We start from the raw sequence: 24,044 nt of genomic DNA on the forward strand, positions 1-24,044 counted from the left end.
AGCTCGCCATGCTCTCTGACTCACTCCAATCCCCGGTGATGCCTGCGTCTCTTGCCGAACTGGGCGAGCAACGCGAGCGCTATCTGGCCACGCAGCAGGATGATGACCTGCCGATCATCGATGCCCACATGCATGTCTGGGACCCGACGCGCAATTACCACCCCTGGCTGTGCGATGAGCCGATGATTGCCTTCCGCTACGGCGACTATGCCGCGATTCGTCGCCCCTACATGCCCGCCGAGCACCTCATGGCAGCGGGAGAGGCGCATCGCGTGATGGGCTGCGTCTACATGGAAGCGGAATGGGCGCGGGGCGATGCGCTCAAGGAAGTGCGCTGGGTCGAGGAGACTGCCCGCGAGACCGGCTGGCCGAATGCCATGATCGCCCAGGCCTGGCTGGATCAGGACAACATCGCCGAGCAACTCGCAACGCTGTGTGAGCCACCTACCCCCAGAGGCAGCCTGGTCATGGGCATTCGCCACAAGCCGGCCGCGCTGGAACGTCACGATCCGAGGCTTGCCACCCACGCCATGCCCGGCTCGCTGCGCTGCCCGCATTATCAGTACGGCGTCAGTGAAGTCGCGCGGCGCGGGCTGATCTTCGAGCTGCAGGTGCCCTGGTGGCACCTCGAGGAACTGCTGCCACTGCTGGACCGTCACCCCGAGATGCCGGTGGTGATCAATCACGCCGGCGTGCCCGGTGACCGTCATCCCGACACCCTGCGTCAGTGGTCACGGGCCCTCGCCAAGGTCGCCGCCTGGCCCCAGGTGATGATCAAGTTCTCGGGGCTTGGCATCGCGGGTCAGCCCTGGCGGCTGGAAGACAACCGTGAGGTCTTTGCCATCGTGCTGCGCCATTTCGGGGTCCACCGCGTGATGTTCGCCAGCAACTTCCCGGTCGATGGGTTGGTGACCTCGCTCGATACGCTGCTGCAAGCCTTCAAGGACCTCAGCCGCTCCTTGAGTCCCGAACACCGCCTCAAGCTGTTCTGCGACAACGCCGTGCGCCGCTACCGCTTGAACGCTACCGCTTGAACGCTACCGACGGGCCGGAATGACGACGATCGCCACGCCAGCGATTGCCATGAGAACATTCTCTATAACAACAACTTGCAAGGAATTCGCCATGCTTACCCACCACGCCCTTTGCCATAAAGCTCTGATCAACAAAGCCCTGCTCAAGACAGGCCTGCTCAAGGCAGTCTCCGCGCTGGGACTGATGCTGACCTTCGCGACCACTGCCCACGCCGAGATCACCGCGCGCATGGGCACCAGCCTGCCGGATGCCCACCCCCAGACGCTGGGGGCCAAGAAGTTCGCACAACTCGTCGAGGAAAAATCCGACGGCGAGATCACCGTCAAGGTGTTCTCCAACGGCATTCTGGGCAACGACGTCAACATGACCTCGATGCTGCAGTCCGGGACCCTGGATTTCACCGTACCGTCCACCGCGACCCTCAGCAGTCTCAATCCTGACTTCAACATCGTCAGCCTGCCCTTCCAGTTCGATGACAGTGCACATGCGGACGCGGTGCTGGATGGCGAGGCCGGCCGAGCCCTGCTCGCAAGCCTCGGTGACAAGCAGCTGGTGGCACTCGAGTACTGGGAAAACGGCTTCCGTCACATGACCAACAGCCGCCGCCCCATCGAGACGCTCGAGGACATCGAAGGCCTCAAGATTCGCACCATGCAGAACGCGCTCTACATCGACCTCTTCAATGGGCTGGGTGCCAACGCCGTGCCCATGTCGGTCAATGAACTGTTCACGGCCATGGAGACCCGCACGGTGGATGGCCAGGAAAACCCCTACACCGTGATCGACGCCAAGCGCTTCTTCGAGGTCCAGAAGTATCTTTCGCGCACCGCGCATGCCTATGACGCCCTGGTGGTGGTCGCCTCGGCCGACTTCATGCAGTCACTCGATGAGGCGCAGCGCCAGTTGGTCCGCGAGGCCGCCCGTGAAGCCACGCTCTATCAGCGCGAACAGAGCCGCGCCCTGAACGAGGAATTGCTGAGTGCCCTCGAGAAGAAGATGGCCGTCAACGTGGTCGCGGATAGTGAGCGCCAGCGCATGCGTGAGGCCCTGGCACCGGTGATCGAGCAGCACACCCAGGCACTTGACGCAGACGTGGTGACGCAGTTCCAGACTGCCCTGGCCGACGCGCGCTGAACACTTTTATCAGCCCCGGTCATCAGCGCCTGTGTCATCAGTCCCTGACATCAGTCCCAGCCACCGACACGCGGCAGTGCCCTTTTCGCTGCAACCAGAGGGGCGCAATGACAGCGCTGCCGCACCGTCATCGAGATGCCTCCTTCGGGGATGACACCATGAACAAACTGACCCAAGAGATGCCGTTATCCATGTCGATCAAACCGCCCTCTGCCACGCACGCCGAGTCCCGCAAGACCGCTGGCGCTGCGCAGGACACGGCAGCTCCGCAGGACAAGACCACTGTGCAGGAAAAGACAGTCCCGCAGGACACGGCCACCCCCTCGAGCATTGCCGTCGGCATCACGGCGCTGTTCAAGGGACTCGAGAAGACCCTGACCCTGCTGATGGTGCTGGCGCTGGTGGCGATGATCGTACTGGTGTTCGTCAATGTGGTGCTGCGCTACGGCTTCAACAGCGGCATCTCGATCAGTGTCGAGCTGTCCCGCTTCCTGTTCGTGTGGGTCACCTTCATGGGCGCAGTCACGGCGCTGATCCGCCAGGAGCACCTGAGCGTCAATACCTTCGCCGACAAGCTGCCTGCGGCCATGCGCGCCGGGCTGGATCGGCTGGTGACCCTGGCGATGCTCGGCTGCTGCCTGATGCTGCTCAAGGGCAGCTACGCCCAGACGGTGCTCAACTGGAGCAACCTCTCTCCCATCAGCGGCATTCCGGTCGGCGTCTTCTATCTCGCCGGCCTGATGGCGGGCGTGCTGATGTCCCTGATTCTGCTCTGGCGTCTGCTGACGCCGCTGGCACTGCATGCTGTCACGCCGCGCGTCGCGCCGAGCCACGCCTCTGATTCGCAAGGAGATACGCCATGACCATCGGGCTTTTCCTCGGCTCCCTGCTGGCCGCCATCGGCCTGAGCCTCCCCATCGCCTTCGCCCTGCTGGTCAGTGCCATCGTGCTGATGCTGCATCTGGATCTGTTCAACTCGCAGATCCTGGCCCAGAACCTGGTCAATGGCGCCGATAGCTACACTCTGCTGGCCATTCCCTTCTTCCTCACCGCCGGCGAAGTGATGTCGCGCGGCGGACTTTCCCAGCGCATCGTCACGCTGGCGATGTCACTGGTGGGCCACCGCAAGGGCGGGCTCGGCTTCGTCGCCATCTTCGCCGCCATCGTCATGGCCAGCCTGTCCGGTTCCGCCGTCGCCGATACCGCGGCGCTGGCCAGCATGCTGCTGCCGATGATGCGCAAGGCCGGCTACCCGCTGGGCCGCTCCTCCGGCCTGATGGCCGCCGGTGGCATCATCGCGCCGATCATCCCGCCCTCCATTCCGCTGATCATCATCGGCGTCGCCGGTGGCATCTCCATCGGCAAGCTGTTCCTCGCCGGCATCGTGCCGGGCCTGATCATGGGCGTGACCCTGGTGGTGATGTGGCTGTTCATGACCCGCAAGGAAGATCTGGTGGTCACGAAGAAGGCCAGCGGGCGTGAACGCCTCAAGGCACTCAAGGACAGCTTCTGGGCCATCATGCTGCCGGTCATCATCATCGGCGGCATCAAGAGCGGCATCTTCACCCCGACCGAGGCCGGTGTGGTCGCGGCGGTCTACGCCATTTTCGTCGCCACCGTGGTCTACCGCGAACTCGACCTCAGCCAGCTCTACGCCGTGCTCGCCCAGGCCGCCCGCAGCACCGCCATCGTGATGTTCCTGGTCGCCGCGGCGATGGTCGCCTCCTGGCTGATCAGCATCGCCCAGCTGCCGCTGATGGTGGCCGGACTGCTGCAGCCGCTCGCCGATGACCCGCGCATCCTGATGCTCGCCATCATGGGCATCGTGCTGGTGGTCGGCATGGTGATGGACCTGACGCCGACCATTCTGGTGCTCACGCCGATCCTGATGCCCATCGTCAAGCTGGCCGGCATCGACCCGGTCTACTTCGGGATCATGTTCGTCCTCAACTGCGCCATCGGCCTGATCACCCCGCCGGTCGGCAACGTGCTCAACGTGATCACCAGCGTCGGCAACCTCAAGTTCGAGAAGGCGGTGAGTGGCGTCGCGCCCTTCGCCCTCGCCTATGTAGTGATTCTGCTGCTGTTCGTCGCCTTCCCGCAGATCATCACCGCGCCCCTTTATTGGATGACCGACTGACTCCGTGACAACCACAACCACGAAGCCGCAAAAGACGACAGAAAGAAGGCAAGACGCCAACGACATGCCGCTTGCTAAGACAGCAGCCCGCTAAGACAGCCGCCAACAAAGACAACAAGAGAGCCATTCAATGACACCCATGATCAAGACGACCCTCGCCAGCCTGCTGTTGATCGCCCCGCTGAGTGCTGCCCATGCCCAGATGACGCTCAAGCTGGCCCACGCCGCCCCGACCACCGATACCCAGCAGCAGGCAGCCGAGCGCTTCGCCGAGCTGGTCAAGGAAGGCACGGATGGCGAGATCACCGTCAACATCTTCGGCAATGGTGTGCTCGGGGGCGACCAGCAGATGATCGCCGGTGTGCGCAGCGGCACCATCGATATCGAGATGTCCGGCAACCCCAACTTCGCGGGTCTGCAGCCGGCGCTGGGCGCCTTCGATCTGCCCTACATTTTCCCTGACCGCAAGACGGCCTATCAGGTGCTGGACGGCAAGGTCGGCGACGATGCCCTGGCTCTGCTCAAGGAAGACAACCTCAAGGGCCTGGCCTTCTGGGAGGTCGGCTTCCGCGCGATGACCAACTCCAAGCACCCGATCAAGACCCCCGCCGATGTCGATGGCCTGGTGATGCGCACCAACTCCAACAAGTCGCTGATCGAGGCCTTCTCGTTGCTGGGGGCGAATCCGGTGCCGATGCCGCTGGGCGAGCTCTACACCGCGATGGAAACCGGCACGGTCGACGCACAGGACCACCCGATCAGCATCGTCTGGTCGGCGGGCTTCTATGAGGTCCAGGACTACCTGTCACTGACCAACCAGGCCTACACCTCACTGCTGATAGTGATGAACGACGACAAGTTCGAAAGCCTGTCACCAGAATATCAGCAGGTACTGGTAAGCGCGGCGCGGGAGGCCGGCGATTATCAGCGTGAACTGAACGCGAAGAACGAGCAGAAGATTCTCGCTGAACTGGCCGACAAGGGCATGAAGATCGAGACCGACGTCGATACCGCCGCCTTCCAGAAGGTCGTGCTGCCGACCTGGGACAGCTATATCGCCGCCAATGGTCGCGACTGGATCGATGCCATTCAGGGCGCCAGCCAGGCCAGCGCCGATGTCGGTGTTGATGCCAAGGTCGAGCCGCAAGGCACGCAGAAGACCACGGCCGCCGTGACGCAGTAACGCCCAAGCGCTTTTTCGATTTCCCTATCTGTCACCCCAGCGAGGGCGCAAGTCCTTGATAACCAGGCCCTGACGGCACCCTCGCTGATTGGAGAAATGTCATGTCCCGAGATGTTCTGCTGCTCAACCAGAAATGTGCGCACACCCTGAGTCTGTTCGACGCCACCAGCGGCGAGGAACTCCACCACCTGCGCCTGCCGGATTACCCGCATGAGTTCGTGGTGGATTCCACCGGCCGCTACGCCTTCGTGGGTCACTACGGCATCCTCGGTGCCGACTGTATCGGCGACCAGGGCGGCTGCTCGGTATTCGTGGTCGATCTCGAGACCTTCACGCTGGTCAATACGCTCAGTACCTGGCCGTACTATCGCATCCACGGCCTGGGCATCGATGACCAGGACCGCCTCTACGCCATGAGCGAAGGCCACAACACCCTGCTGCTGTTCAACACGCCCCTGACCCAGACCACGCCGGATCTGGCCGTGTCCTCCGGTGGCTACAAGACCCACCTGTTCGCGCTCACCAAGACCGGCGACTGGGCCTACGGCATCAATCTGCTCAGCAATACCATCACCAAATTCAAGCCTCACGATGCCACCTTCACGCCCATCGCGATGATTCCGGGCCGCAAGCCGGAGGGCAACAGTCTGTCCGCCGATGGCCATACCCTGTTCATCAGCAACCGCGATGACGACAGCATCGTGGCGGTGGATACCGAATCGATGACCGTGCGCGCCTCGGCGACCACCGGTCGAGATCCCAACCGTATCTACCGTGACCCCAAGGGGCGCCTGATCACCACCAATTACGGGGAAAGCTCGCTGTCATTGTTCGATGAGGCGCTGGCGCCGCTGGGCACCATCCAGCTTGAGGCAATTCCCATCGCGATGAGCTTCCACCCGGATGGCGAGCAAGCCTTCGTTTCGCTCAAGGGCGATCGCATCGCGGTGCTGGATCTGGAGAGCGGCCAGGTACGCAGAAGCTTCGCGACACGCGCCGAGCCGGACGTGTCCTGCCTGCTGGTGCGTGACCACTGAGTCAATCGGCACTTGATGCTTCCAACCAGGACATGAGCCAGTCATGACGGATACCACATTCAGGCACGAGCCTTCACACAGTCAGCCGCTGATCGATGCGCACCATCACTTCTGGGCACTGGATGGCCAGGTGGCGTACCCCTGGTTGGAAGAGTCACCGGTGGAGAACTTCTTTCTCGGCGATTACGCCGCGATCCGCCGACCCTTTGTGGCCGCGGACTTGAAGCGCCTGGTGCCTGAGGGCTTCCGGCTGGTGGGCAGTATGCACTGTGAAGCCGAGGCCGCACGCTCGCAGGCACTGGAAGAGACGCGCTGGATCACCCGACAGCAGGCCACTCATGCACTACCCAGCGCGCATGTCGGCTGGGCCGCCTTCGGCACTGACGAGTGCGCCGCACAGCTGGACGCTCAATGTGAATCGCCGCTGTTTCGTGGCGTTCGCGCCAAGCCAGTCACCGCTGCCACGCCGCAGGCCCGCCAATCGGTGGCGGGCACCAGCGGCAGTCTGCAGGACCCGCGCTGGTGCGAGGGACTGGCGCTGCTCAAGGAGCGTGACCTGAGCTGGGACCTGCGCGTGCCCGCCTGGCATCTAGAAGAGGCGGCCGCGACGCTTGAGGGCTTCCCCGGCTTGCGCGTCATCCTCAACCACAGCGGGCTGCCGTGGGATCGCACGCCGCAGGGCCTTGCCCAATGGCGCGCAGGCATGCGGGCGCTTGCTGACAATTCTAATGTCGCCGTCAAGCTGTCGGAATTGGGCACGCCCTGGCATGCCTGGGATGCCGGTGCCAATCGCGAGCTGCTGTGTGAAGTGCTGGATATCTTCGGTGCCCAGCGCTGCCTGTTCGCCAGCAACTTCCCGGTCTCCGGCCTCAAGGTCAGCTATGGTGACTGGCTAGCGCTGGTGACCAGCGCCATTGAACAAATGACGAGCGCCGATCTGCGCCAGAACACCCTCGACAAGGTACTGCACGACAACGCCATTCACTGGTATCGGCTGCCGATTGCCGCGATTGCCACGCCTACGGATGCTGCCGCTGTCCCCAGCTCCACCGCTACTACACCTTCTATTAAGTCCTCTACTGCAACCCACACGACACCCACGGCCTGACTCAACCTGCCTCAGGGCTTCACTTATCAAGGAGAAGACACGATGTCACTCAACGGTCATCAGCTTATCGGTCAACGCAGCTTCGCCGCTCAGGGCGAGGCGATCCACGCCATCAATCCGGCCACGGGTGAACGTCTGGAGCCTGCCTATCCGGGTGCCAACGCGAGTACGGTGGAAGAGGCCTGCCAGCTGGCCAGCCAGGCCTTCGATGCCTATCGCGCCACATCGCCCGACGCCAGAGCCGTCTTCCTCGAGACCATCGCCGAGGAAATCGATGCACTGGGCGATACCCTGATCCAGCGCGCCATGCAGGAGACCGGCCTGCCCGAGGCACGCCTGAACGGTGAACGCGGCCGCACCTGCGGGCAGCTCAAGCTGTTCGCCAAGGTACTGCGCCGCGGTGAATGGCAGGATGTGCGCGTCGATCCTGCGCTGCCGGAACGTGCGCCCCTGCCGCGTGCCGACCTGCGCCAGCGTCAGATCCCGCTGGGTCCGGTGGCCGTCTTCGGGGCCAGCAACTTCCCGCTGGCCTTCTCGGTGGCCGGTGGCGATACCGCTTCCGCGCTGGCCGCAGGCTGTCCGGTGGTGGTCAAGGGGCATTCGGCTCACCCGGGCACCTCGGAACTGGTCGGCCAGGCCGTGGCGCGCGCCGCCAAGCGTTGCGACATGCCGGAAGGTGTCTTCTCGCTGCTATTTGGCCCGGGCAATGAGGTCGGCCAGGCGCTGGTCAAGCATCCCGAGATCCAGGCGGTCGGCTTTACCGGCTCGCGCAGCGGGGGCACCGCCCTGCTGGCCCTCGCTCAGGCGCGCCCGCAGCCGATTCCGGTCTATGCCGAGATGAGCAGCATCAACCCGGTCATCCTGATGCCGGCCGCACTGGAAGCCAGCGCCGAAGCGCTGGGCAGCGCATTCGTCGGCTCACTCAACATGGGCGCCGGTCAGTTCTGCACCAACCCGGGACTGGTGCTGGCCATCAAGGGCGAAGCACTGGAGCGCTTCAAGCAAGCTGCCATTCCCGCCATCAAGGCAAGTCCGGTGCAGACCATGCTGACGCCGGGCATCCACAAGGCCTATGCCGAAGGCGTGGCGAGCCTGTCCTCACAGCCCGGTATCACCTGCCTGGCCAGTGGCGAAAGCGACTCGCCCATCGCCAGCCCCTGCCAGACCCAGCTGTTCAGCACCCAGGCGAGTGACTTCCTGGCCAATGAGGCCATGCAGGCGGAAGTCTTCGGCTCCAGCTCGTTGATCATCGAATGCGATGATCTCGCTCAGCTCAAGCAGGTCTGCAGCGCGCTGGAAGGCCAGCTGACCGCCACTCTGCACCTGGATGACGCCGATCACGATGCCGCACGTCAGCTGCTGCCGGCGCTGGAGCGCCGCGCCGGACGCATCCTCGTCAATGGCTGGCCGACAGGGGTCGAAGTCTGTGACGCCATGGTCCACGGCGGCCCCTGGCCCGCCACCTCCGACAGCCGCACCACCTCGGTGGGCACCGCCGCGATTCACCGCTTCCTGCGTCCGGTCTGCTATCAGGACCTGCCGGATGCCCTGCTGCCACCGGAGCTCAAGCACGACGCGCCCTCCGACATCAGTCGACTGGTGGATGGCAAGCGAGAGGGGTGATACCCCGCCATTGAACAAGGTGTAGTGCAGTTCACGCATGCCAGAAGAGCCACCCCACGGGGTGGCTCTTTCACTTTCAGGACTCATGTAGAGACACGGTACTCAGCCTTCCTGCTCAGTTCTCCTGCTCAGTCCTTCTGCTCAGTCCTTCTGCCCTGTCACACCGCCCTCCCCAGCCTTGGCGATCAGCCAATCCCGGAACAGTCGCGCGGAGGCCGAGAGCGGTCGATCGAGATCAAACACGAGATGCTCCGCGAGGCCGGTGATCGCGCGATGATCCGTGACACGTACCAGCTCGCCCTTGGCGATGGCGTCCGCCGCCATGAAGTCCCACGCCAGCCCGATGCCGGCACCTCGTTGAATGGCGGCGTAGGTCAGCGTCAGCTGATTGAAGGTGATGTCGGACTTGGGCGGGCGGTAGCGAATACCGAAATGGGCGAACCAATGAGACCAGTCCATGCAGTTCCAGGAGGAGTCCAGCTGAATCAGCGGACGCTGGGCCAGCTCTTCCAGCGAAAGTCCCTGCTCCTTGATCACATCCGGGCGCCACCGGATAGATATCTTCGTGAATCAGCGGCGTGGCACCCAACGCTGGCCATTCGCCGTCGCCATAGAGGATCGCGAGATCATGGTCCGGCACCATGCTGGCATCCATCTCGTTGCTGGCGTGGATGTGCACGGTGATCTCGGGGTGCTCGACGCTGAAGCGCAACAGGCAGGGGAACAGCCAGTACTGGGAGACGGCATGCGTTGCCAGCACGCTGACGGTGTCAGGATGCTGGAGCGCGCGCAGGCGCTGTCCGGCCATCTCGAGCCCTTGCAGCGCCGGGAGAATGTGCTGCTGGTAGAGCATTCCCACCTTGGAGAGCGTGACACCGCGCGCCTTGCGCACGAACAGCGGCGTGCCAAGTGACGCTTCCAGCGCGCGAATCTGCTTGCTGATGGCGCTCTGGGTCAGGCACAGCTCATCGGCGGCGCGGGTGAAGCTTCCCAAGCGACTCACGGACTCGAAGGCCGCGAGTCCCTCCAGTGGGGGAAGATGGCGGAAACGTCCTGCCATGGTGGCTCCCTGTATTTGGAATTGTGTCTGTCTTCGTCATTGCGCTCGCGCGGATGGCTCCAGGCAGCTCTCTCGCCGCACATTCCTTGATGGAATGGCTTGATGCGGCAAAGTCGCTGCTTGATCACGAAGTAACGCATTAGAGTGGCCCCTTGATCAAGACAAGGGCGACTCATCATGAAGAAAGCAATAGTCCATGCTGGCATGGCAGGCGCCCTCTGGGGAGGCGTCATCGTGTTGCCCTCACTGCTTGGCGACATCCATCCAGTAGTCATCAGCTGCGCGCGTTTCGGGCTCTATGGGCTGTTTGCCGCGGCGATCGCGTTGCCCCATGCTCGCCGTCTGGCCGCTCGCCTCACTACACGCGATACCCGCTTGCTGCTGGAGTTGGCACTGACAGGCAATGTGGCGTATTTCATCCTGCTGACGGCGGCCGTCCAATATGCCGGCGTGGCCATCGCGGCCTTGATCAACGGGCTGGTGCCGGTGGCGGTGATGTTGATCGGGAGACGCCATATTCAGGCGAGCCGCCTGTCCGTGAGCCTGTCCCTGACGCTGATCGGGGTGGGAATCGTCTGCATGAACGTGGCTGTTCTGCTTCGTTTCCTGCAGGGCGCGGGAGAGTGGCGAGACCTGATCGGCGTGCTGTGTGGTTCGCTCGGCGTGATGTCCTGGGCATGGTTCGCGTTGCGCAATGCCCAGCAGCTCAAGGCCGGTCGTTTTTCCGCGCGAGAGTGGTCCACCCTGCAAGGCATCGCGACCGGGGTCGTGGCAGTGATGATTCTTGTGCTGGTCGCCGTCTTGCAGCCGCGGATATTGCCGCTGGAGCTCTCGTCTGAACGCTGGCTGGCCTTCGCTGCCGCAGCCCTGTTCATGTCGGTCGGGGGCTCCTGGATCGCCAACGCCCTGTGGAATTCCTCGGCCCAGCGCCTGCCGGTGTCGGTAGGCGGACAGATGATCGTCTTCGAGACCTGCTGTGCGTTGCTCTACGGATACCTGCTTGCCTGGCAATGGCCGCAGAGCAACGAAGTGCTGGGCATGCTGTTGATTCTCGGCGGTGTGATGTGGACGCTGCGCGCCGAGCAGCGTGTGCCCGGCCCTCGGGAGGTTGCGAAAGGCGTACCTGTTACGGGATCAGATCAGTGAAATACCCCGCCTGATGAAGCCTGGGTTGGCCGATGGTCATTCCCCGCACATTTCACTCGCCTATTTCACTCGCCTATTTCACTCACCTATTTCAGACATGCCAAGGCCGCCTCAAAGGGCGGCCTTGGCATGTCTGGCGGGCAGTCTCCACCACTGCCCTCTCAGCCATAGTGCTTAACCATAGAAGTGCTCGACAAGACTCATGGGAATCGCCGGCACGTAGGTGACCAGCATCAGCACCAGGAAGAGCACGAAGATCATCGGCAGATTGACCTTGGTGGTTTCCCACATGTCCGTCTTGGCGATGGAGCATGAGGTGGCCAGTACCGAGGCAACAGGCGGCGTCTGCTGACCGATGGCCAGATTGAGGGTCAGGATCAGGCCGAAGTGGATGGGGTCGATGCCGATCTGCTGGATCAACGGCATCACGATCGGTACCACCAGAATGATGGCAGCGGCACCATGCAGGAACATGCCGAGCAGGAGCAGCAGGATGTTGAGCAACGCCAGCACTGCCACCGGGTCCGTGGTGATCGCGGTGATCTCCTGGGCCAGCTGTTGCGGCAGCTGCATCTCGGTCAGGAAGAGCCCCAGCACCGCGGAGGTGGCGACCAGCAGCATCACGACGGAGGTCTGGATCACGCCATCGATCACCGCGCGATACAGCACCTGCAGGTTCAGCTCACGGTAGACCAGGCCCCCGATGACCAGTGCCGCCAGCACGGCGATGCCCGCGCCTTCGGTAGCGGTGACGAAGCCGCCGAAGATGCCGCCCAGAATGATGACCGGCAGCGTCAGGGCCCAGAAGGCCTCGCGGAACGCCTTGCCGAGTGTCGACAGCGAGAAGGCAGCCTCACGCGGCATGTCGTACTTGCGGGCGTAGTAGTAGCAGAGCACTGCCAGGCCGAATCCCCCCAACAGGCCCGGAATGATTCCCGCCACGAACAGTTTGACGATGGAGGTATCCGCGATGGCGCCATACAGGATCATCGACAGCGACGGCGGAATGATGATTGCCAATGACGCGGAGGATGACGTGATGGCCGCCGAGAACTCTGGCGTGTACTTGCGCTTCTTCATCTCGGGAATCAGCACCGACCCTGTGGCTGCCACGTCCGCGACAGCCGAGCCGGAAATCTCGGCGAAGAACAGCGATACCCCGACATTGACCATGGCCAGACCACCGCGCACGAACCCGACCATCGCGGTGACGAGGTTGATCAGTCGCATGGAGATGCCCGAGGTATTCATCAGCGCGCCGGCCAGAATGAACAGCGGAATCGCGATCAGCGGGAACTTGGTGGCCCCATTGAAGAGTGTCAGCGGCACGTTCACCAGCGCATCCACGCCCATGAAGATCACCACTCCGACGACCCCGACGGTGCCGATGGCGACCGCAATGGGCACGTTGATCAACACCAGTGCGAACAGCGCCGCGATAATGATCAGTAGCGTCATGAACGGTGCTCCTTGAGGTCTTGCTCGGCGAGACGGATGGCTTCCGCGATCTCTTCCTCTTCGCTGTTGACGCCTGCACACATCTTGCGCCAGGCATGAGGCAGACTCAGCAGTTCACACAGAATGAAGAGCGCCGCACTGATCGGAATCACCGACTGGGTGACATCCAGACCGATGGTCGGCAAGGCGATGAGGGAGTCCCAGGCCAGCACGTCCAGCACCTGATAGCCGAACCAGCCCACCACGGCAAAGAATCCGATCACGATTAGCTCAGAGGTAATGAACAGCGTACTGCGCAGTGCGATGGGCGCCTTGGTGATCAGACCAGGGAAGCCCATATGGGAACGCTTCAGAGCCGCCAGACCAGCGCCATAGAAGCTGAGCCAGGCCAGATTGATCGAGGCGACCTCGTCATACCAGGGCAAGGAGCCACCGAAGGTGCGCAAGGCCACCGCCGCCAGCACGATCACCGTCAGCGAGAGCAGCAACCCGACGGTGAATACTTCCAGGCAGCGTTCCACCACCCGATTGACTCTGTCCAGCAGCGTCACGTCAGCCGTGGCCGTCAGTCCTTCCCCACTCTCGGTGGGGAAGGTTGCCTTGGCCGCATGGGAATGCGAGCTCATGACTTACTCCTTGGCCAGTGCCATGGCTCGGTCAACCAGTGCCTGGCCACCGTCGACCTTGTCGGAGAACGCCTGATAGACCGGCGCGCTCGCGGTGACGAAGGCATCCCGGTCCACCTCATTGACGGCCATGCCACCCGCCTTGAGGCTTGCCAGCAGCTTGTCATCCAGCTCTGCACCCTTGGCGAAGGCCCAGCTCTGGGTCTCGGCGGACACTTCGTCAATCGCGGCCTTCACGTCCTCGGGCATCTTGCTCCAGCCGGCCTGACTGCTGGTCAGCCAGATGGGCGAATAGACATGATTGGAGAGTGACAGGTACTTCTGGACCTCCTGGAACTTGGCGCCATCGATGTTGGACAGCGGGTTCTCCTGGCCATCGACCACCCCGGTCTGGAGTGCCACGAAGACTTCCGAGAAGGCCATCGGTGTCGGATTGGCACCCCACGCCGTGAACATGCCGGTACGCCATTCGCTCTGCGGGGTGCGCAGCTTCAGCCCGTCCAGGTCTTTCGGCTCCACCACGGGATGTTCATTGTTGGTGATCTGGCGGAAGCCGTTCTCCCAGGTGGAGACCAGCTTGAGGCCCTTGGCCTTGGCATCCTCGGCCAGGTCCGTCATCACGATCTCGTCATCGATGCGCTTGAGATGCTCGCGATCCTTGACCATGAACGGCATGTCAAACAGCGCAAAGCTTGGCGAGACGGATGACATCACCGAGGAAATCGCGGCCAGATCGACCGTGCCGAGGCGCAGCTTCTGGATCAGCTGGCGCTCATCGCCCAGCTGACCGCTGTGGTAGTACTCGACCTGATGCTCATCCCCGAGTCGTGCCTGCAAACTATCGGCGAAATGTTGTGCAGTCAGACCTTGCAGACTGTTGGGGCTACCGCCGATGGCAAACACGATCTTCTCGGCATGCGCAGTGGTGGTACCCAGGGCGGCGGCTAACAGCATGGCGGCAAGCATGGCTCGCTTCATTGTCGAATCCCTTTGATTGTTCTGTTGTGGGGTATGGACGTATCGGATCTGGCTTGCCGCTTGATCGCTCCGGACCTGAGTCTGTGTTGGCGAGACTGACTCACGTGCATCACGTTCAAACTCCACTCCCTCAAGTGGACTGCAAACCATACCAGATGAAGCAAAACTTAGACGTCCACCGCCGCATCGGTCAATCAAAGCGCCGCAGAAATAGACCTTTGTCTAGCGAAACACGCAACAATCCCCCTTCCACAACCTTATCTGGACTGGATGGCAAACCACATGCCGACATCAATCATCTGATGTCGTCAGCCGCGTTTTCTGGAGTTTTTCAGCCCTGCAAAACCAAAAACCCCGCCGACTTCCTCGGCGGGGCTTGCATGCGGACCAGAGACGCCAACGTCTCGAAAAAGGGCATAACGGCAGAATAGGGCTGGAGAACGCGAATTGAGCGCCAGGCAAGAGCACGGCTGGGCGTCACTCAGCCACGTCGTCGCTCAGTCACGGCGACCCCAAGCCACAGCGTCGTGCGGATGAAGGCTTTCGATATGCCGCACGTGGACATGTGCCTCGCCGTCTGAGATCGCCAGGCCATTAATCAACCTGCGTGCGGCGTCTTCGACGAACATCAGGTTCTGGCCATTGAGCGCCGCGAAGGCTTGCTCATCGGCGCGTTTCACGGCCGTCTGGACCGGCGTGGCCACGGCCTGTTCGATGGCATCGATCAGTGCGATCAACCCCAGATCCTGCGCCGTGGGCTTCAGCTCGACCTGGACCTGCGCCTCGCTACGCTGGCTGTGGGGCGTGGCCAGGGTGGCGTTATGGGTGAGCCACTCGGCGACCTGCTCAGGCGACAGCGTGGTGGCATTGCGATGAGCCGCCAGGAAGGCCTGCTCGATCAGCTGGCGCGACAGGGCCGCCGAGCACGGACAGGTGGAGGAATAGTCCACCGTGACACTGGTCTGCAGCGTGAACCTGCCCTCGTGCAGACTGGCCTCCAGCGTGACGGGGTAGGACTTCCAGCCTGAGAGCTTAGGCGTGACTAGCGCCGGACGCTTCACCAGCAGCGCGAATGCCAACCTGACGCGGGCATTGCGCGAGGCGCAGTCGTGATGGCTTGCCACCATCGCAGCGAGCACCTCCTGCAGATTGCCCGGGGTCAGTGGCTTGCCCTCTGCCAGCCCATCCAGCAGGCGGTAAAGGCGCGACATGTGAATGCCCTTGGTGTGCGGCATCGGCAGGTCGACCTGCGCATCCACTCGGGCATGCAATTCACGGCGATAATCGCCCTCCTCGATGAGTACAGGCAGATCGATCCCCTGCATGCCCACCCATTCCAGGGGACTCAGGGAGCGCGAGCGCTCAGTCAGGGAAACGTCGGGGAGTATTGCGGTCATTCGTCAGATATCCAAAGCGGCCCTCGTCAGTGACCGCCTCCCTCAGGATGCAGGAAGGCGGCACTGAGCTCAGCCGAAGTGTGGGGAGTGTAGCGAGAGGCAAAGAACAGAGCGCTGCAAAAGCAGAGACCGAAGGAATAGAGCGCGGACGGCTCGTCGTCAGCGCAGGATCATCCCGCCAGCCGCGAGGAATGATGGCCGGTGATCTTCCACTCGCCGAGAATCTCCTCGAAGGTGAACAGAAAACGGGCCGCAATCGTGACCGTCTCGTCAGCGGCGCGATATTCGAAGGTGTAGTGCCCTCCAATCACGACGGTACCCAGCTTGCGACTGACTCGGGGTGAGTACTCCCCCAACTCGCAGGCCAGCGCTTCATTGGCGAGAAAGCCATCGAAGTAGGCCTGGCGTTGCTGGCGATTCTCACGCACATCATCGGCGACCGTCGGCACCAGAATCGCGTCCTCTGCATACAGCGAGAGAAGCGTCTCCTTCTCCCCGCGAGTGACGGCGATCGCCCAGCGCTCCAGCGTGCGCGTCGCGGCATTGATGCAGAACTCTGCGTCACGCTCACTCAGCGGTGGGGATGTCGGGTGGGGCATGCGGTGGCTCTCCCTTGAGGATGAGGCTCTTGAGGAAAGACGGGGGCCGACAGCGCCCCCGTCGTCGTGTCACGGGGCGATCAGGCGTCGGCGCAACGCAGGATGCCCTGCCCCAGGCGCTCGATCAGCTGCGGATACAGCGTCTCGCCCAGCGGCAGCCCGACACCCAGCGGCTCGAAGACGATGGAGGTCTTGACGCCGGTCCCCTCGAAGACGCTCTCGATCAACGCCGGGTTGTACTGTGGCTCTCGGAAGACGCACTGGATGTCGTCCTGCTTCACGCGCGCCTGGATCTCCTTGACGCGGGCCGGGCTGGGGGTGGAGGCATCGCCCAGTGAGATGGCACCAGACGCCGGCACATCGAAGCGATGCTCGAAGTACTGATAGGCATCATGGAAGACGATGTAGCGAGTGCCCTGCACCTGAGCCAGACGCGCTGACAGTGACTCGGTCAGTGCCTCGAGCTCCTGCTGCCCCGCCTGGGCATTGCTGCGATAGGTCGCCGCGTGCTCCGGGTCCTGTGCCGCCAGTGACTCCGCAATGGCGCCCAGCCAGGTGTGAGCATTCACCGGGTCCAGCCAGCCATGGGGATTCTCGCCGTCGTGACCATGCTCGTCGTGATGCTCATCGTCATCCGCATGGGCTTCGTGATCGCCATCATGATGCTCGTCATGGGCTTCGTGGCCACTATGCCCGTCGTGCTCTTCACCTTGCTCTTCGCCATGTGCGGAAGACGCTTCATCAGCGTGATGATGTGCCTCGAAGGTGGGCCCCTCGCGATAGCTCAGGTGCAGGGTGCCGGGCACCTCCATCAGCTCGACGGCAGCGGCATCCGCGGCCAGCGACGCACGCGCCTTGGCAAGCCAGGGCGTCAGCTCATCACTGACGAAGAACACCACATCCGCATCGGACAGTGCCCTGGCCTCGGAAGGTCGCATGGAATAGCCATGCGGTGAGGCGCCTGACTGGATGACCAGATCGGGGCTGCCCAGCTCCCCCATGACACGTGCCACCAGTGAGTGCACCGGGGGGATGTCCACCGCGACCGATGGCACCTCGGCCACTGCCACGGCAGGTGCCAGCATCAGGGGCAGAGAGAGGGAAGGCAGTAACCGATGGCGCATGGCGGTTCTCCAATAGAAGCGAAATCACGGAAGGAACATCGAAGGCTGCAATGGCCACTCTCAATATGTTATAACATAACATTAATGATCACTGACCCGTCAACTCTTCAGCGCCAAGAGGTCCCCATGTCGCTGTTATCGATCAAGAATCTGTGTGTCACGCTCGGCAGGCATCGCATCCTCGATGCGATCGATCTCGAGGTTGAGCGCGGCGAAATCGTTACCCTGGTAGGCCCCAATGGCTCAGGCAAGTCCACGTTGCTGCGCAGCATCATCGGGGCGGTGTCCCCGACGAGCGGGCGGATTCATCGTCAGCAAGGCTGCAGAATTGGCTACGTGCCCCAGCGCCTGAGCCTGGACCCGACACTGCCGATGACGGTGGTGCGTTTCCTGAATCTGCCCCATCGCCATTCGCGCGCGGCGGTGGCAAATGCCCTGGCGCAGGCCGGCATCCCCGGTGTCGAGCAACAGCAGATCGCCGATCTTTCGGGGGGACAGTTCCAGCGTATTCTGCTGGCCCGTGCCCTGATGGATTCACCCGATATATTGCTGCTCGATGAGGCGACCCAGGGGCTGGATCACCGTGGCATCGCGGATTTCTACCGCCAGATCGACCGTGTCCGCCACACCCTCGGCTGCGGGGTACTGATGGTCAGTCATGAGCTGCATGTGGTGATGCGCGCCTCCGACCGTGTCGTCTGCCTGCATGGCCACGTCTGCTGTCAGGGCACGCCTGAGCGTGTCATGGCCTCACCGGCCTACCAGGATCTGTTCGGGCTCGATACCGCTGACGCCCTGGCCTTCTATCGCCATGAGCATTCTTCTGCTCACTCTCACGATCACTCTTCTGCTCGCTCTCACAATCATTCTGACTCTCGCACCCACTCGCCCGCTGACGCTGCGCCCACCTGTCGGCCCGCATCCAGACCTGCACACGCGCCTGCAGCCAAGCCTGTGCTCAAGCAGACAACGCAGCGTCGGGAGCCAGCGCTCCAGCTCATCGCACCGACCGCAGAGGGATGTCACTGATGTTGGAGGGACTGATGCCGAATGGCTTGATACTGGATGATTTCATGCTCCGCGCCGCCCTGGCCGGGATATTCGTGGCGCTTGCGGCAGCGCCGCTGGGCTGTTTCGTCGTCTGGCGACGCATGGCCTATTTCGGCGACGCCACGGCCCATGCCGCGATCCTCGGCGTGGCGCTGTCGCTCTTGATGTCCACCTCGATTCTGGCTGGCGTGCTCGTCGTCTCGCTGATCATGGCGACCCTGGTGACGCTGCTCAGCGGACGCGGCTACGCCATGGACACCCTGCTTGGCGTGATGGCGCACTCCGCACTCGCCTTCGGCCTGGTGGCCGTCTCCTTCCTGCCCGGCGTACGCATTGACCTGATGGCCTATCTGTTCGGCGATATTCTGGCGGTCAGCAAGACAGACCTTTTGATCATCGCCGCAGGTGGCGTGCTGGTCATCGGCCTCATCTACTGGCGCTGGTCGGCGCTGCTCACCGCCACCCTGAATGAGGACCTGGCGCGTGCCAGCGGCATCAACCCGCGACGCGAGCAGCTGGTGCTGACACTGTCGCTGGCCGTGGTGGTCGCGGTTGCATTGAAGGTGGTCGGCGCGCTGTTGATCACCGCACTGCTGATCATCCCGGCCGCCACGGCGCGCCGCTTCTGTCACACTCCGGAGCTGATGGCGATCGCCGCCGCCCTCATCGGCGGAGTCTCCACCACCGGCGGACTGCAGGCGGCCTACTGGCTGGATACGCCCACCGGCCCCACCATCGTGTGCCTCGCCACCCTGCTGTTTGCCCTGAGCAGTGCAGCGGCACGCATCTCACGCCTTGTCTCACGCCTTGTCTCACAGACCGGCAGCGAAGCGTCTGCTCGAGGAAAGTGACGGCCCCTCCCTTCTTGATCAGCACGACTGTGCCGATCAGGAGCGCCAAAGACGCGCCAACAATGAAGACCCCCCACTGATCGCGGATCAGTGGGGGGTCTTGGCGAGTGTCAGCAGATCAGGGACTCAGAGGCCGTCGCTCATTCCCAGGCGGGGAAAGGGTCCGGCAGGTCACGCCAGGCTTCCTTGCCCGCCAGCAGCGTGGCGTCATCGAGCAAACACTCGTCCAGCGCCTGGCGAATACGGGCTTCATCCAGATTCTGACCGATGAATACCAGCTCCTGGCGCATGTCGCCGAACGGCTCCTGCCACTTTTCTCGGATCGACTCCAGATACTCGGGGTCTTCTGGCCATTCGACCTCCGGCACTGCCTTCCAGAACATGCCGCCGAACCCGTAGTGCGCGATGCCGCCGGCCTGGTTCCACTGTCCGGCAAACTGCGGCCGCGTGGCCAGCCAGAAGAAGCCCTTGGAGCGCAGCAGCTTGCCGCCGAACCAGTCTCCGTGGAGCAGCTGGTGGAATTTCTCGGGATGGAACGGCACACGCGCATGGTAGGAGAAGCTAGAGATGCCATATTCCTCGGTCTCCGGCATGTGCTCGCCGCGCATCTCCTTCAGCCAGCCCGGTGCCTGTTGGGCGCGATCGAAACTGAAGCGGCCAGTGTCCAGCACCTTGGAAAGCGGCACGGCACCCTTCGTCATGGGCAGAATCTCGGCCTCCGGGTTGAGCGAGCGCAGCACCGCGCTCAACTCGGCAAGCTGCGAGGCATCGAACAGATCCGTCTTGCTGATCAACAGCACATCACAGAATTCGATCTGATCGACCAGCAGGTCGGCGACATTGCGCTCATCGTCTTCGCCGAGGCTTTCCCCCGCTTCCGCCAGTGACTGCGCCTCGCGATACTGGGTGAGGAAGTTGGCGCCATCCACGACGGTAACCATGGTGTCGAGACGCGCGACACTGGAGAGGCACTGGCCGTCCTCGTCCTCGAAGGTGAAGGTTTCCGCCACCGGCAGCGGCTCGGAAATGCCGGTGGATTCGATCACCAGGCAATCGAAGCGCCCTTCCTCGGCCAGTCGCCGTACCTCGATGAGCAGGTCCTCACGCAGCGTGCAGCAGATGCAGCCGTTGCTCATCTCGACCAGCTGCTCCTCGGCACGATTGAGCGTCACCTCGTTGTCCGCACCGGGCGCGCCACGCACCATGACGGCATCGATGTTGACTTCGCTCATGTCATTGACGATCACCGCCACCCGACGCCCTTCGCGATTGGCAAGGATGTGATTGAGCAGCGTCGTCTTGCCGGCGCCCAGAAAGCCGGACAGCACAGTGACTGGCAGCGCCGGAAGCAGTGAAGCGGGCCTGTCAGGAGAGGAAGTCGATTGCAGAGTTGTCATCAGTCATTGCCTTGAATTCATGAGGGGGCATCACGCCTAATCACTTGCTGCATGACGCCCATGAGGGCTTGTCTCACAGAGCCCTTGTCAGAGCCCTTGACAGAGGGCTTGCATCAGCAAGCACGATTGCGCGGCAGGTCGAGGAATGCGCCATCATCCACTCGACCCCAAAATGATACGTTATAACATTTCTACAAGGCAATCCCTTACCCCCTGCCTCCAGAAGACAAAAAACGCCCCGCTGACAGGTCAGCGGGGCGTCGATAGCGCAATGAATCCAATGCGAGAGTTCATGTCATCGTCATGAATTCCCTCAACCTGAAATCGTCCTAGACCGCCATGATCACGGCAGAGGCCATCACCGCTCCGCCCACCAGACGGGAAGCGATGGCAGGTACCCCCATCAGGCGCTGGCCGATTGCACGGCCCAGCAACGCCAGGGCCAGCGTCGCGACCACGAAGCCCGCCATGTAGCCCGAGGCGCTGCCAGCCGCCGGCATTTCCAGCGCATGGGCGAAGCCGTGGCAGGCCATGAAGCCGGCGACCATCACGGCGCCAGCCAGGGTCGGCAGACGCAGCAGCAGCGCCACCAGCGCACCGGAGGCCAGCACCGAGAGCAAAATGCCCTGCTCGGCGATCAGCGCATGCAGCGCCTGACCACCACTGAGCAGCGCGATGCCCGCCCCCGCCAGCATGCCGACGACCATCAACAGCGGCGTGGCAAGCTTAAAGGCCCGCGACTGACGCGCACTCCAGATGCCGATGGCCAGCATGGCCAGCAGGTGGTCCAGCCCGGTGAAGGGATGCGACAGGCCCGCCATCAGCCCCTGGGCATCATGGCCGGGGTGGGCGGAAGCCGAGGTCGCCACCAGTAGCAGAGAAGTGGCAAGCAGTGCGAAGTGAGAACGCTTCATGTGTCATTCCTGAACAAGATGATGATGAATCCCCCGACACCCGTGGTGAGACGAATGCCGGGAGACAATGAACCCTAAGCCAGCGGCAGAAAACGCTGCGCGGTCAGGCCTGTGCCGCCAGCTTTTGCGGACGACGCTCCGGCAGCATGCCGCGATCCAGAATGAAGGCGATGATCTCCTCCAGCCCGACACCGTCATACAGATTGGCGAACACGAAGGGCCGCTCACCGCGCATCTTGCGCGAATCGCGGTCCATCACCTCGAGCGAGGCATGCACCTGCTCGGCGATGTCGATCTTGTTGATGATCAGAAGGTCTGACTTGGTGATGCCCGGCCCGCCCTTGCGCGGAATCTTGTCGCCTGCCGAGACATCGATCACATAGAGGGTGAGATCGGAAAGCTCGGGGCTGAAGGTCGCGGACAGGTTGTCGCCGCCGGATTCTACCAGCACCAGCTCCATGTCCGGGTGACGCGCCTGCAGATCATCGATGGCCGCCAGATTCATCGAGGCATCCTCGCGAATCGCGGTATGCGGGCAGCCACCGGTCTCGACCCCGAGGATACGGTCCGCGTCCAGCGCTTCATGGCGCAGCAGGAAATCGGCATCTTCGCGGGTGTAGATGTCATTGGTGACCACCCCGATGTCGTAATGATCGCGCAGGGCCAGACACAGCTGGCGCAATAGCGCCGTCTTGCCGGAGCCCACCGGCCCACCCACTCCTACGCGTAGACAATGCTTCATGGCAGCTTCCTTTCTCGTGAGATATCAGACGTTCATGTCGGTCGGTTCAGGCGCCACCGCCTCAAGACAGGCGCCTTGGCTCAACTCCTGAACAGACGGGAATATTGGGTTTCGTGCTGGGCGGAGGCGAGCGCCAGCCCCGGCAATATCGGGCCAAGCTCACCATCCAAATGCTCAAGCGCCTGAGCGACGATTTCCACCACGCGGGGGCGCAGCTGCTCGGTCAGGCGTTGGGCGGCGGTGTGCCCCAGCGGCATGGCCTTGCAGGCCACCGCCAGCTGATTCTCGAGCCAGGCCCAGGCGAAGCCGATCAAGGTCTGACGCGGTGGCACTCCACGCTGATGCGCCACCCAGGCAAACACCGTCACGTAGCCGGGCGCCTGCGGCATCAGCGCGCTTGGCGGTTCGAGCTCGAGACTTCTGAGCAGGCGCAGCAGCGCCGCCCCGAGTCGCGCGTCCTCATCGCTGAGTTCGGCGGTTTCACGGGTGGCCTTGAGCCAGCCATCCCACTCGTCGAGCGCCGGTGCATCCCCCGCGGCCCACGCCTGCTGAAGACGCACCAACAGTGGCAGCTCGCAACGGCCGAGCCCGTCTTCCAGCACGCCGTCGATCCACTCGCCAAGCTCCTGCTCCTGAGTGACCCAGCCAAGCTCGAAGGCACTCTCCAGCCCTTGAGACCAGGCAAAGGCGCCGATGGGCAAGGCCGGGCTCACCAGCTGCAACAGCCCCAACAGCGCCAGATCCTCCTGCGCCGGCAGGCCCGCCATGGCATCAGTGCTCATGCGTGTGCTCATGGGCGTGGTTGTGAGAATGGCCGTGGCTGTGCTCATGCTCATGCTCATGATCATGGGCATGGTCGTGAGCATGTGAGTGGCCGTGGCCATGGCCGTGAGAATGAGCATGCCCCTGCCCCGCCTGGGCATAAGCGCCCGGCTCAGGGTCAAAGGGCGCCTCGTGATGGGTGAGGGTCGCGCCCAGTCGCTCGGCCAGCTCTTCCAGCACGTGATCCGGCGGGAAGCGCACCCAGCCGGTTGCGCTCTCTGCTTCGCCCTTTGCTTCGGCCTTTCCTTCACTACTGCCAGCGTCAGGCGTCTGCATGCCGATGGCGAGCTGCACATGGCGATTGCCGAGGTGATAGCAGAGCGCGGCCATCGGGCGCCCGGCGGCGATGTGGGCAGTCACTACCGGCTCATCTGCGGCGCGGATGCGGATCACCTCGCCCTCGCGCGAGGCCAGCCGATCGCCGTCACGCAGTACCGGGCCGCGATCCAGAAACAGGCCGACCTCGCGGCCGCCGTCCGTGGTGGCACGCAGGCGCCCGCGGATGCGCAGCTCCAGCGGCAGGGTCAGGGTATCGAGGGGCTCGGCATCGGTGTGAGCGCTCGCTGGGTTGCCTGATCCACTGGCGTCTGGCAGGCGATGTATCAGTTCCATCATGGCGT

General features: G+C 63.0%; 24 protein-coding genes. 12 read left to right on the forward strand and 12 right to left on the reverse strand.

Going from position 1 to position 24,044, the window contains the following annotated elements; translation table 11 throughout:
- The first annotated feature begins 8 nt into the window (after positions 1 to 8).
- From QD356_RS07620 to QD356_RS07655, 8 genes are all read left to right on the forward strand, one after another.
- A complete protein-coding gene (locus QD356_RS07620) occupies positions 9 to 1,034 on the forward strand; it encodes an amidohydrolase family protein (RefSeq protein ID WP_192837783.1) in 1,026 nt (341 codons plus the stop codon).
- A gap of 91 nt (positions 1,035 to 1,125) precedes the next feature.
- On the forward strand, positions 1,126 to 2,169 hold the full coding sequence (locus tag QD356_RS07625; RefSeq protein WP_192837782.1) for a TRAP transporter substrate-binding protein: 1,044 nt from the start codon (positions 1,126 to 1,128) through the stop codon (positions 2,167 to 2,169).
- 158 nt (positions 2,170 to 2,327) lie between these two features.
- Complete coding sequence (locus QD356_RS07630; protein WP_192837781.1) at positions 2,328 to 3,032, forward strand: TRAP transporter small permease; 705 nt, start codon at positions 2,328 to 2,330, stop codon at positions 3,030 to 3,032.
- The gene (locus QD356_RS07635; protein WP_192837780.1) at positions 3,029 to 4,309 is read left to right on the forward strand and encodes a TRAP transporter large permease subunit; all 1,281 of its coding nucleotides are present in this window, start codon (positions 3,029 to 3,031) and stop codon (positions 4,307 to 4,309) included. The genes QD356_RS07630 and QD356_RS07635 overlap by 4 nt, the downstream gene beginning before the upstream one ends.
- Positions 4,310 to 4,439: 130 nt before the next feature.
- On the forward strand, positions 4,440 to 5,492 hold the full coding sequence (locus tag QD356_RS07640) for a TRAP transporter substrate-binding protein (protein WP_192837779.1): 1,053 nt from the start codon (positions 4,440 to 4,442) through the stop codon (positions 5,490 to 5,492).
- 101 nt (positions 5,493 to 5,593) lie between these two features.
- Positions 5,594 to 6,529: a YncE family protein gene (locus QD356_RS07645; protein ID WP_192837778.1), complete on the forward strand. Its 936-nt coding sequence runs from the start codon at positions 5,594 to 5,596 to the stop codon at positions 6,527 to 6,529.
- Positions 6,530 to 6,572: 43 nt separating this feature from the next.
- Complete coding sequence (locus tag QD356_RS07650) at positions 6,573 to 7,637, forward strand: amidohydrolase family protein (protein WP_192837777.1); 1,065 nt, start codon at positions 6,573 to 6,575, stop codon at positions 7,635 to 7,637.
- Positions 7,638 to 7,679: 42 nt separating this feature from the next.
- Positions 7,680 to 9,260, forward strand: a complete 1,581-nt coding sequence (locus QD356_RS07655; protein WP_192837776.1) for an aldehyde dehydrogenase (NADP(+)) — start codon at positions 7,680 to 7,682, stop codon at positions 9,258 to 9,260.
- Between the two features lie 141 nt (positions 9,261 to 9,401).
- Here QD356_RS07655 and QD356_RS07660 read toward each other — a convergent pair whose 3' ends face one another.
- Positions 9,402 to 9,797, reverse strand: a complete 396-nt coding sequence (locus QD356_RS07660) for a LysR substrate-binding domain-containing protein (RefSeq protein WP_279877418.1) — start codon at positions 9,795 to 9,797, stop codon at positions 9,402 to 9,404.
- Between the two features lie 91 nt (positions 9,798 to 9,888).
- Here QD356_RS07660 and QD356_RS07665 point away from each other — a divergent pair, with 91 nt between their 5' ends.
- Both QD356_RS07665 and QD356_RS07670 read left to right on the forward strand, forming a co-directional pair.
- Positions 9,889 to 10,173, forward strand: a complete 285-nt coding sequence (locus QD356_RS07665) for a hypothetical protein (protein WP_225996378.1) — start codon at positions 9,889 to 9,891, stop codon at positions 10,171 to 10,173.
- Between the two features lie 324 nt (positions 10,174 to 10,497).
- Positions 10,498 to 11,466: a DMT family transporter gene (locus QD356_RS07670; protein WP_192837775.1), complete on the forward strand. Its 969-nt coding sequence runs from the start codon at positions 10,498 to 10,500 to the stop codon at positions 11,464 to 11,466.
- A 174-nt stretch (positions 11,467 to 11,640) separates the two neighbouring features.
- Here QD356_RS07670 and QD356_RS07675 read toward each other — a convergent pair whose 3' ends face one another.
- The 6 genes from QD356_RS07675 to QD356_RS07700 all read right to left on the reverse strand — a co-directional run bounded on the left by QD356_RS07675 (position 11,641) and on the right by QD356_RS07700 (position 17,648).
- Positions 11,641 to 12,924 (reverse strand): TRAP transporter large permease, encoded by a 1,284-nt coding sequence (locus tag QD356_RS07675; RefSeq protein WP_192837774.1) that lies wholly within the window; start codon positions 12,922 to 12,924, stop codon positions 11,641 to 11,643.
- Positions 12,921 to 13,550 (reverse strand): TRAP transporter small permease subunit, encoded by a 630-nt coding sequence (locus QD356_RS07680; RefSeq protein ID WP_192837773.1) that lies wholly within the window; start codon positions 13,548 to 13,550, stop codon positions 12,921 to 12,923. Before QD356_RS07680 ends, QD356_RS07675 begins: the two co-directional genes overlap by 4 nt.
- 3 nt (positions 13,551 to 13,553) lie before the next feature.
- The gene (locus QD356_RS07685) at positions 13,554 to 14,528 is read right to left on the reverse strand and encodes a TRAP transporter substrate-binding protein (protein WP_192837772.1); all 975 of its coding nucleotides are present in this window, start codon (positions 14,526 to 14,528) and stop codon (positions 13,554 to 13,556) included.
- 497 nt (positions 14,529 to 15,025) lie between these two features.
- On the reverse strand, positions 15,026 to 15,925 hold the full coding sequence (gene folE2, locus QD356_RS07690; RefSeq protein WP_192837771.1) for a GTP cyclohydrolase FolE2: 900 nt from the start codon (positions 15,923 to 15,925) through the stop codon (positions 15,026 to 15,028).
- Positions 15,926 to 16,095: 170 nt separating this feature from the next.
- Positions 16,096 to 16,524, reverse strand: coding sequence for a DUF4440 domain-containing protein (locus QD356_RS07695; protein WP_192837770.1), 429 nt, complete (start codon positions 16,522 to 16,524; stop codon positions 16,096 to 16,098).
- 80 nt (positions 16,525 to 16,604) lie between these two features.
- Positions 16,605 to 17,648, reverse strand: coding sequence for a zinc ABC transporter substrate-binding protein (locus QD356_RS07700; RefSeq protein WP_192837769.1), 1,044 nt, complete (start codon positions 17,646 to 17,648; stop codon positions 16,605 to 16,607).
- A gap of 126 nt (positions 17,649 to 17,774) precedes the next feature.
- On the opposite strand from QD356_RS07700, the gene QD356_RS07705 reads away from it, so the two are divergent.
- Together QD356_RS07705 and QD356_RS07710 are read left to right on the forward strand one after the other, a co-directional pair.
- Positions 17,775 to 18,677, forward strand: coding sequence for a metal ABC transporter ATP-binding protein (locus tag QD356_RS07705; protein WP_192837768.1), 903 nt, complete (start codon positions 17,775 to 17,777; stop codon positions 18,675 to 18,677).
- Entirely contained in the window at positions 18,677 to 19,549 is an 873-nt protein-coding gene (locus tag QD356_RS07710) for an iron chelate uptake ABC transporter family permease subunit (protein WP_225996338.1), read from the forward strand. The genes QD356_RS07705 and QD356_RS07710 overlap by 1 nt, the downstream gene beginning before the upstream one ends.
- A gap of 140 nt (positions 19,550 to 19,689) precedes the next feature.
- On the opposite strand, the gene zigA is transcribed toward QD356_RS07710, so the two are convergent.
- From zigA to QD356_RS07735, 5 genes are all read right to left on the reverse strand, one after another.
- Positions 19,690 to 20,946 carry a zinc metallochaperone GTPase ZigA gene (gene zigA / locus QD356_RS07715; RefSeq protein ID WP_192837767.1) on the reverse strand — a complete coding sequence of 419 codons (1,257 nt, stop codon included), beginning with the start codon at positions 20,944 to 20,946 and terminating at the stop codon, positions 19,690 to 19,692.
- A 329-nt stretch (positions 20,947 to 21,275) separates the two neighbouring features.
- On the reverse strand, positions 21,276 to 21,860 hold the full coding sequence (locus tag QD356_RS07720; protein WP_192837766.1) for a HupE/UreJ family protein: 585 nt from the start codon (positions 21,858 to 21,860) through the stop codon (positions 21,276 to 21,278).
- A gap of 103 nt (positions 21,861 to 21,963) precedes the next feature.
- Positions 21,964 to 22,602: an urease accessory protein UreG gene (ureG, locus tag QD356_RS07725; protein WP_175089557.1), complete on the reverse strand. Its 639-nt coding sequence runs from the start codon at positions 22,600 to 22,602 to the stop codon at positions 21,964 to 21,966.
- Positions 22,603 to 22,682: 80 nt separating this feature from the next.
- Positions 22,683 to 23,384, reverse strand: a complete 702-nt coding sequence (locus QD356_RS07730; RefSeq protein WP_192837765.1) for an urease accessory UreF family protein — start codon at positions 23,382 to 23,384, stop codon at positions 22,683 to 22,685.
- Positions 23,374 to 24,039, reverse strand: a complete 666-nt coding sequence (locus QD356_RS07735; protein ID WP_192837764.1) for an urease accessory protein UreE — start codon at positions 24,037 to 24,039, stop codon at positions 23,374 to 23,376. The genes QD356_RS07730 and QD356_RS07735 overlap by 11 nt, the downstream gene beginning before the upstream one ends.
- Positions 24,040 to 24,044 lie beyond the last annotated feature (5 nt).

This window comes from Cobetia sp. 2AS (assembly GCF_029846355.1).
GTDB lineage: Bacteria > Pseudomonadota > Gammaproteobacteria > Pseudomonadales > Halomonadaceae > Cobetia > Cobetia amphilecti.

Coding starts and splice junctions, on each gene's coding strand:
- QD356_RS07665 (WP_225996378.1), top strand. CDS start 9,889: ATGGTCCGGCACCATGCTGGCATCCATCTCGTTGCTGGCGTGGATGTG.
- QD356_RS07680 (WP_192837773.1), bottom strand. CDS start 13,550: ATGAGCTCGCATTCCCATGCGGCCAAGGCAACCTTCCCCACCGAGAGT.
- QD356_RS07640 (WP_192837779.1), top strand. CDS start 4,440: ATGACACCCATGATCAAGACGACCCTCGCCAGCCTGCTGTTGATCGCC.
- QD356_RS07700 (WP_192837769.1), bottom strand. CDS start 17,648: ATGCGCCATCGGTTACTGCCTTCCCTCTCTCTGCCCCTGATGCTGGCA.
- QD356_RS07635 (WP_192837780.1), top strand. CDS start 3,029: ATGACCATCGGGCTTTTCCTCGGCTCCCTGCTGGCCGCCATCGGCCTG.
- folE2 (WP_192837771.1), bottom strand. CDS start 15,925: ATGACCGCAATACTCCCCGACGTTTCCCTGACTGAGCGCTCGCGCTCC.
- QD356_RS07645 (WP_192837778.1), top strand. CDS start 5,594: ATGTCCCGAGATGTTCTGCTGCTCAACCAGAAATGTGCGCACACCCTG.
- QD356_RS07620 (WP_192837783.1), top strand. CDS start 9: ATGCTCTCTGACTCACTCCAATCCCCGGTGATGCCTGCGTCTCTTGCC.
- zigA (WP_192837767.1), bottom strand. CDS start 20,946: ATGACAACTCTGCAATCGACTTCCTCTCCTGACAGGCCCGCTTCACTG.
- QD356_RS07685 (WP_192837772.1), bottom strand. CDS start 14,528: ATGAAGCGAGCCATGCTTGCCGCCATGCTGTTAGCCGCCGCCCTGGGT.
- QD356_RS07630 (WP_192837781.1), top strand. CDS start 2,328: ATGAACAAACTGACCCAAGAGATGCCGTTATCCATGTCGATCAAACCG.
- QD356_RS07670 (WP_192837775.1), top strand. CDS start 10,498: ATGAAGAAAGCAATAGTCCATGCTGGCATGGCAGGCGCCCTCTGGGGA.
- QD356_RS07730 (WP_192837765.1), bottom strand. CDS start 23,384: ATGAGCACTGATGCCATGGCGGGCCTGCCGGCGCAGGAGGATCTGGCG.
- QD356_RS07675 (WP_192837774.1), bottom strand. CDS start 12,924: ATGACGCTACTGATCATTATCGCGGCGCTGTTCGCACTGGTGTTGATC.
- QD356_RS07720 (WP_192837766.1), bottom strand. CDS start 21,860: ATGAAGCGTTCTCACTTCGCACTGCTTGCCACTTCTCTGCTACTGGTG.
- QD356_RS07695 (WP_192837770.1), bottom strand. CDS start 16,524: ATGCCCCACCCGACATCCCCACCGCTGAGTGAGCGTGACGCAGAGTTC.
- QD356_RS07650 (WP_192837777.1), top strand. CDS start 6,573: ATGACGGATACCACATTCAGGCACGAGCCTTCACACAGTCAGCCGCTG.
- QD356_RS07710 (WP_225996338.1), top strand. CDS start 18,677: ATGTTGGAGGGACTGATGCCGAATGGCTTGATACTGGATGATTTCATG.
- QD356_RS07625 (WP_192837782.1), top strand. CDS start 1,126: ATGCTTACCCACCACGCCCTTTGCCATAAAGCTCTGATCAACAAAGCC.
- QD356_RS07705 (WP_192837768.1), top strand. CDS start 17,775: ATGTCGCTGTTATCGATCAAGAATCTGTGTGTCACGCTCGGCAGGCAT.
- QD356_RS07655 (WP_192837776.1), top strand. CDS start 7,680: ATGTCACTCAACGGTCATCAGCTTATCGGTCAACGCAGCTTCGCCGCT.
- ureG (WP_175089557.1), bottom strand. CDS start 22,602: ATGAAGCATTGTCTACGCGTAGGAGTGGGTGGGCCGGTGGGCTCCGGC.
- QD356_RS07735 (WP_192837764.1), bottom strand. CDS start 24,039: ATGATGGAACTGATACATCGCCTGCCAGACGCCAGTGGATCAGGCAAC.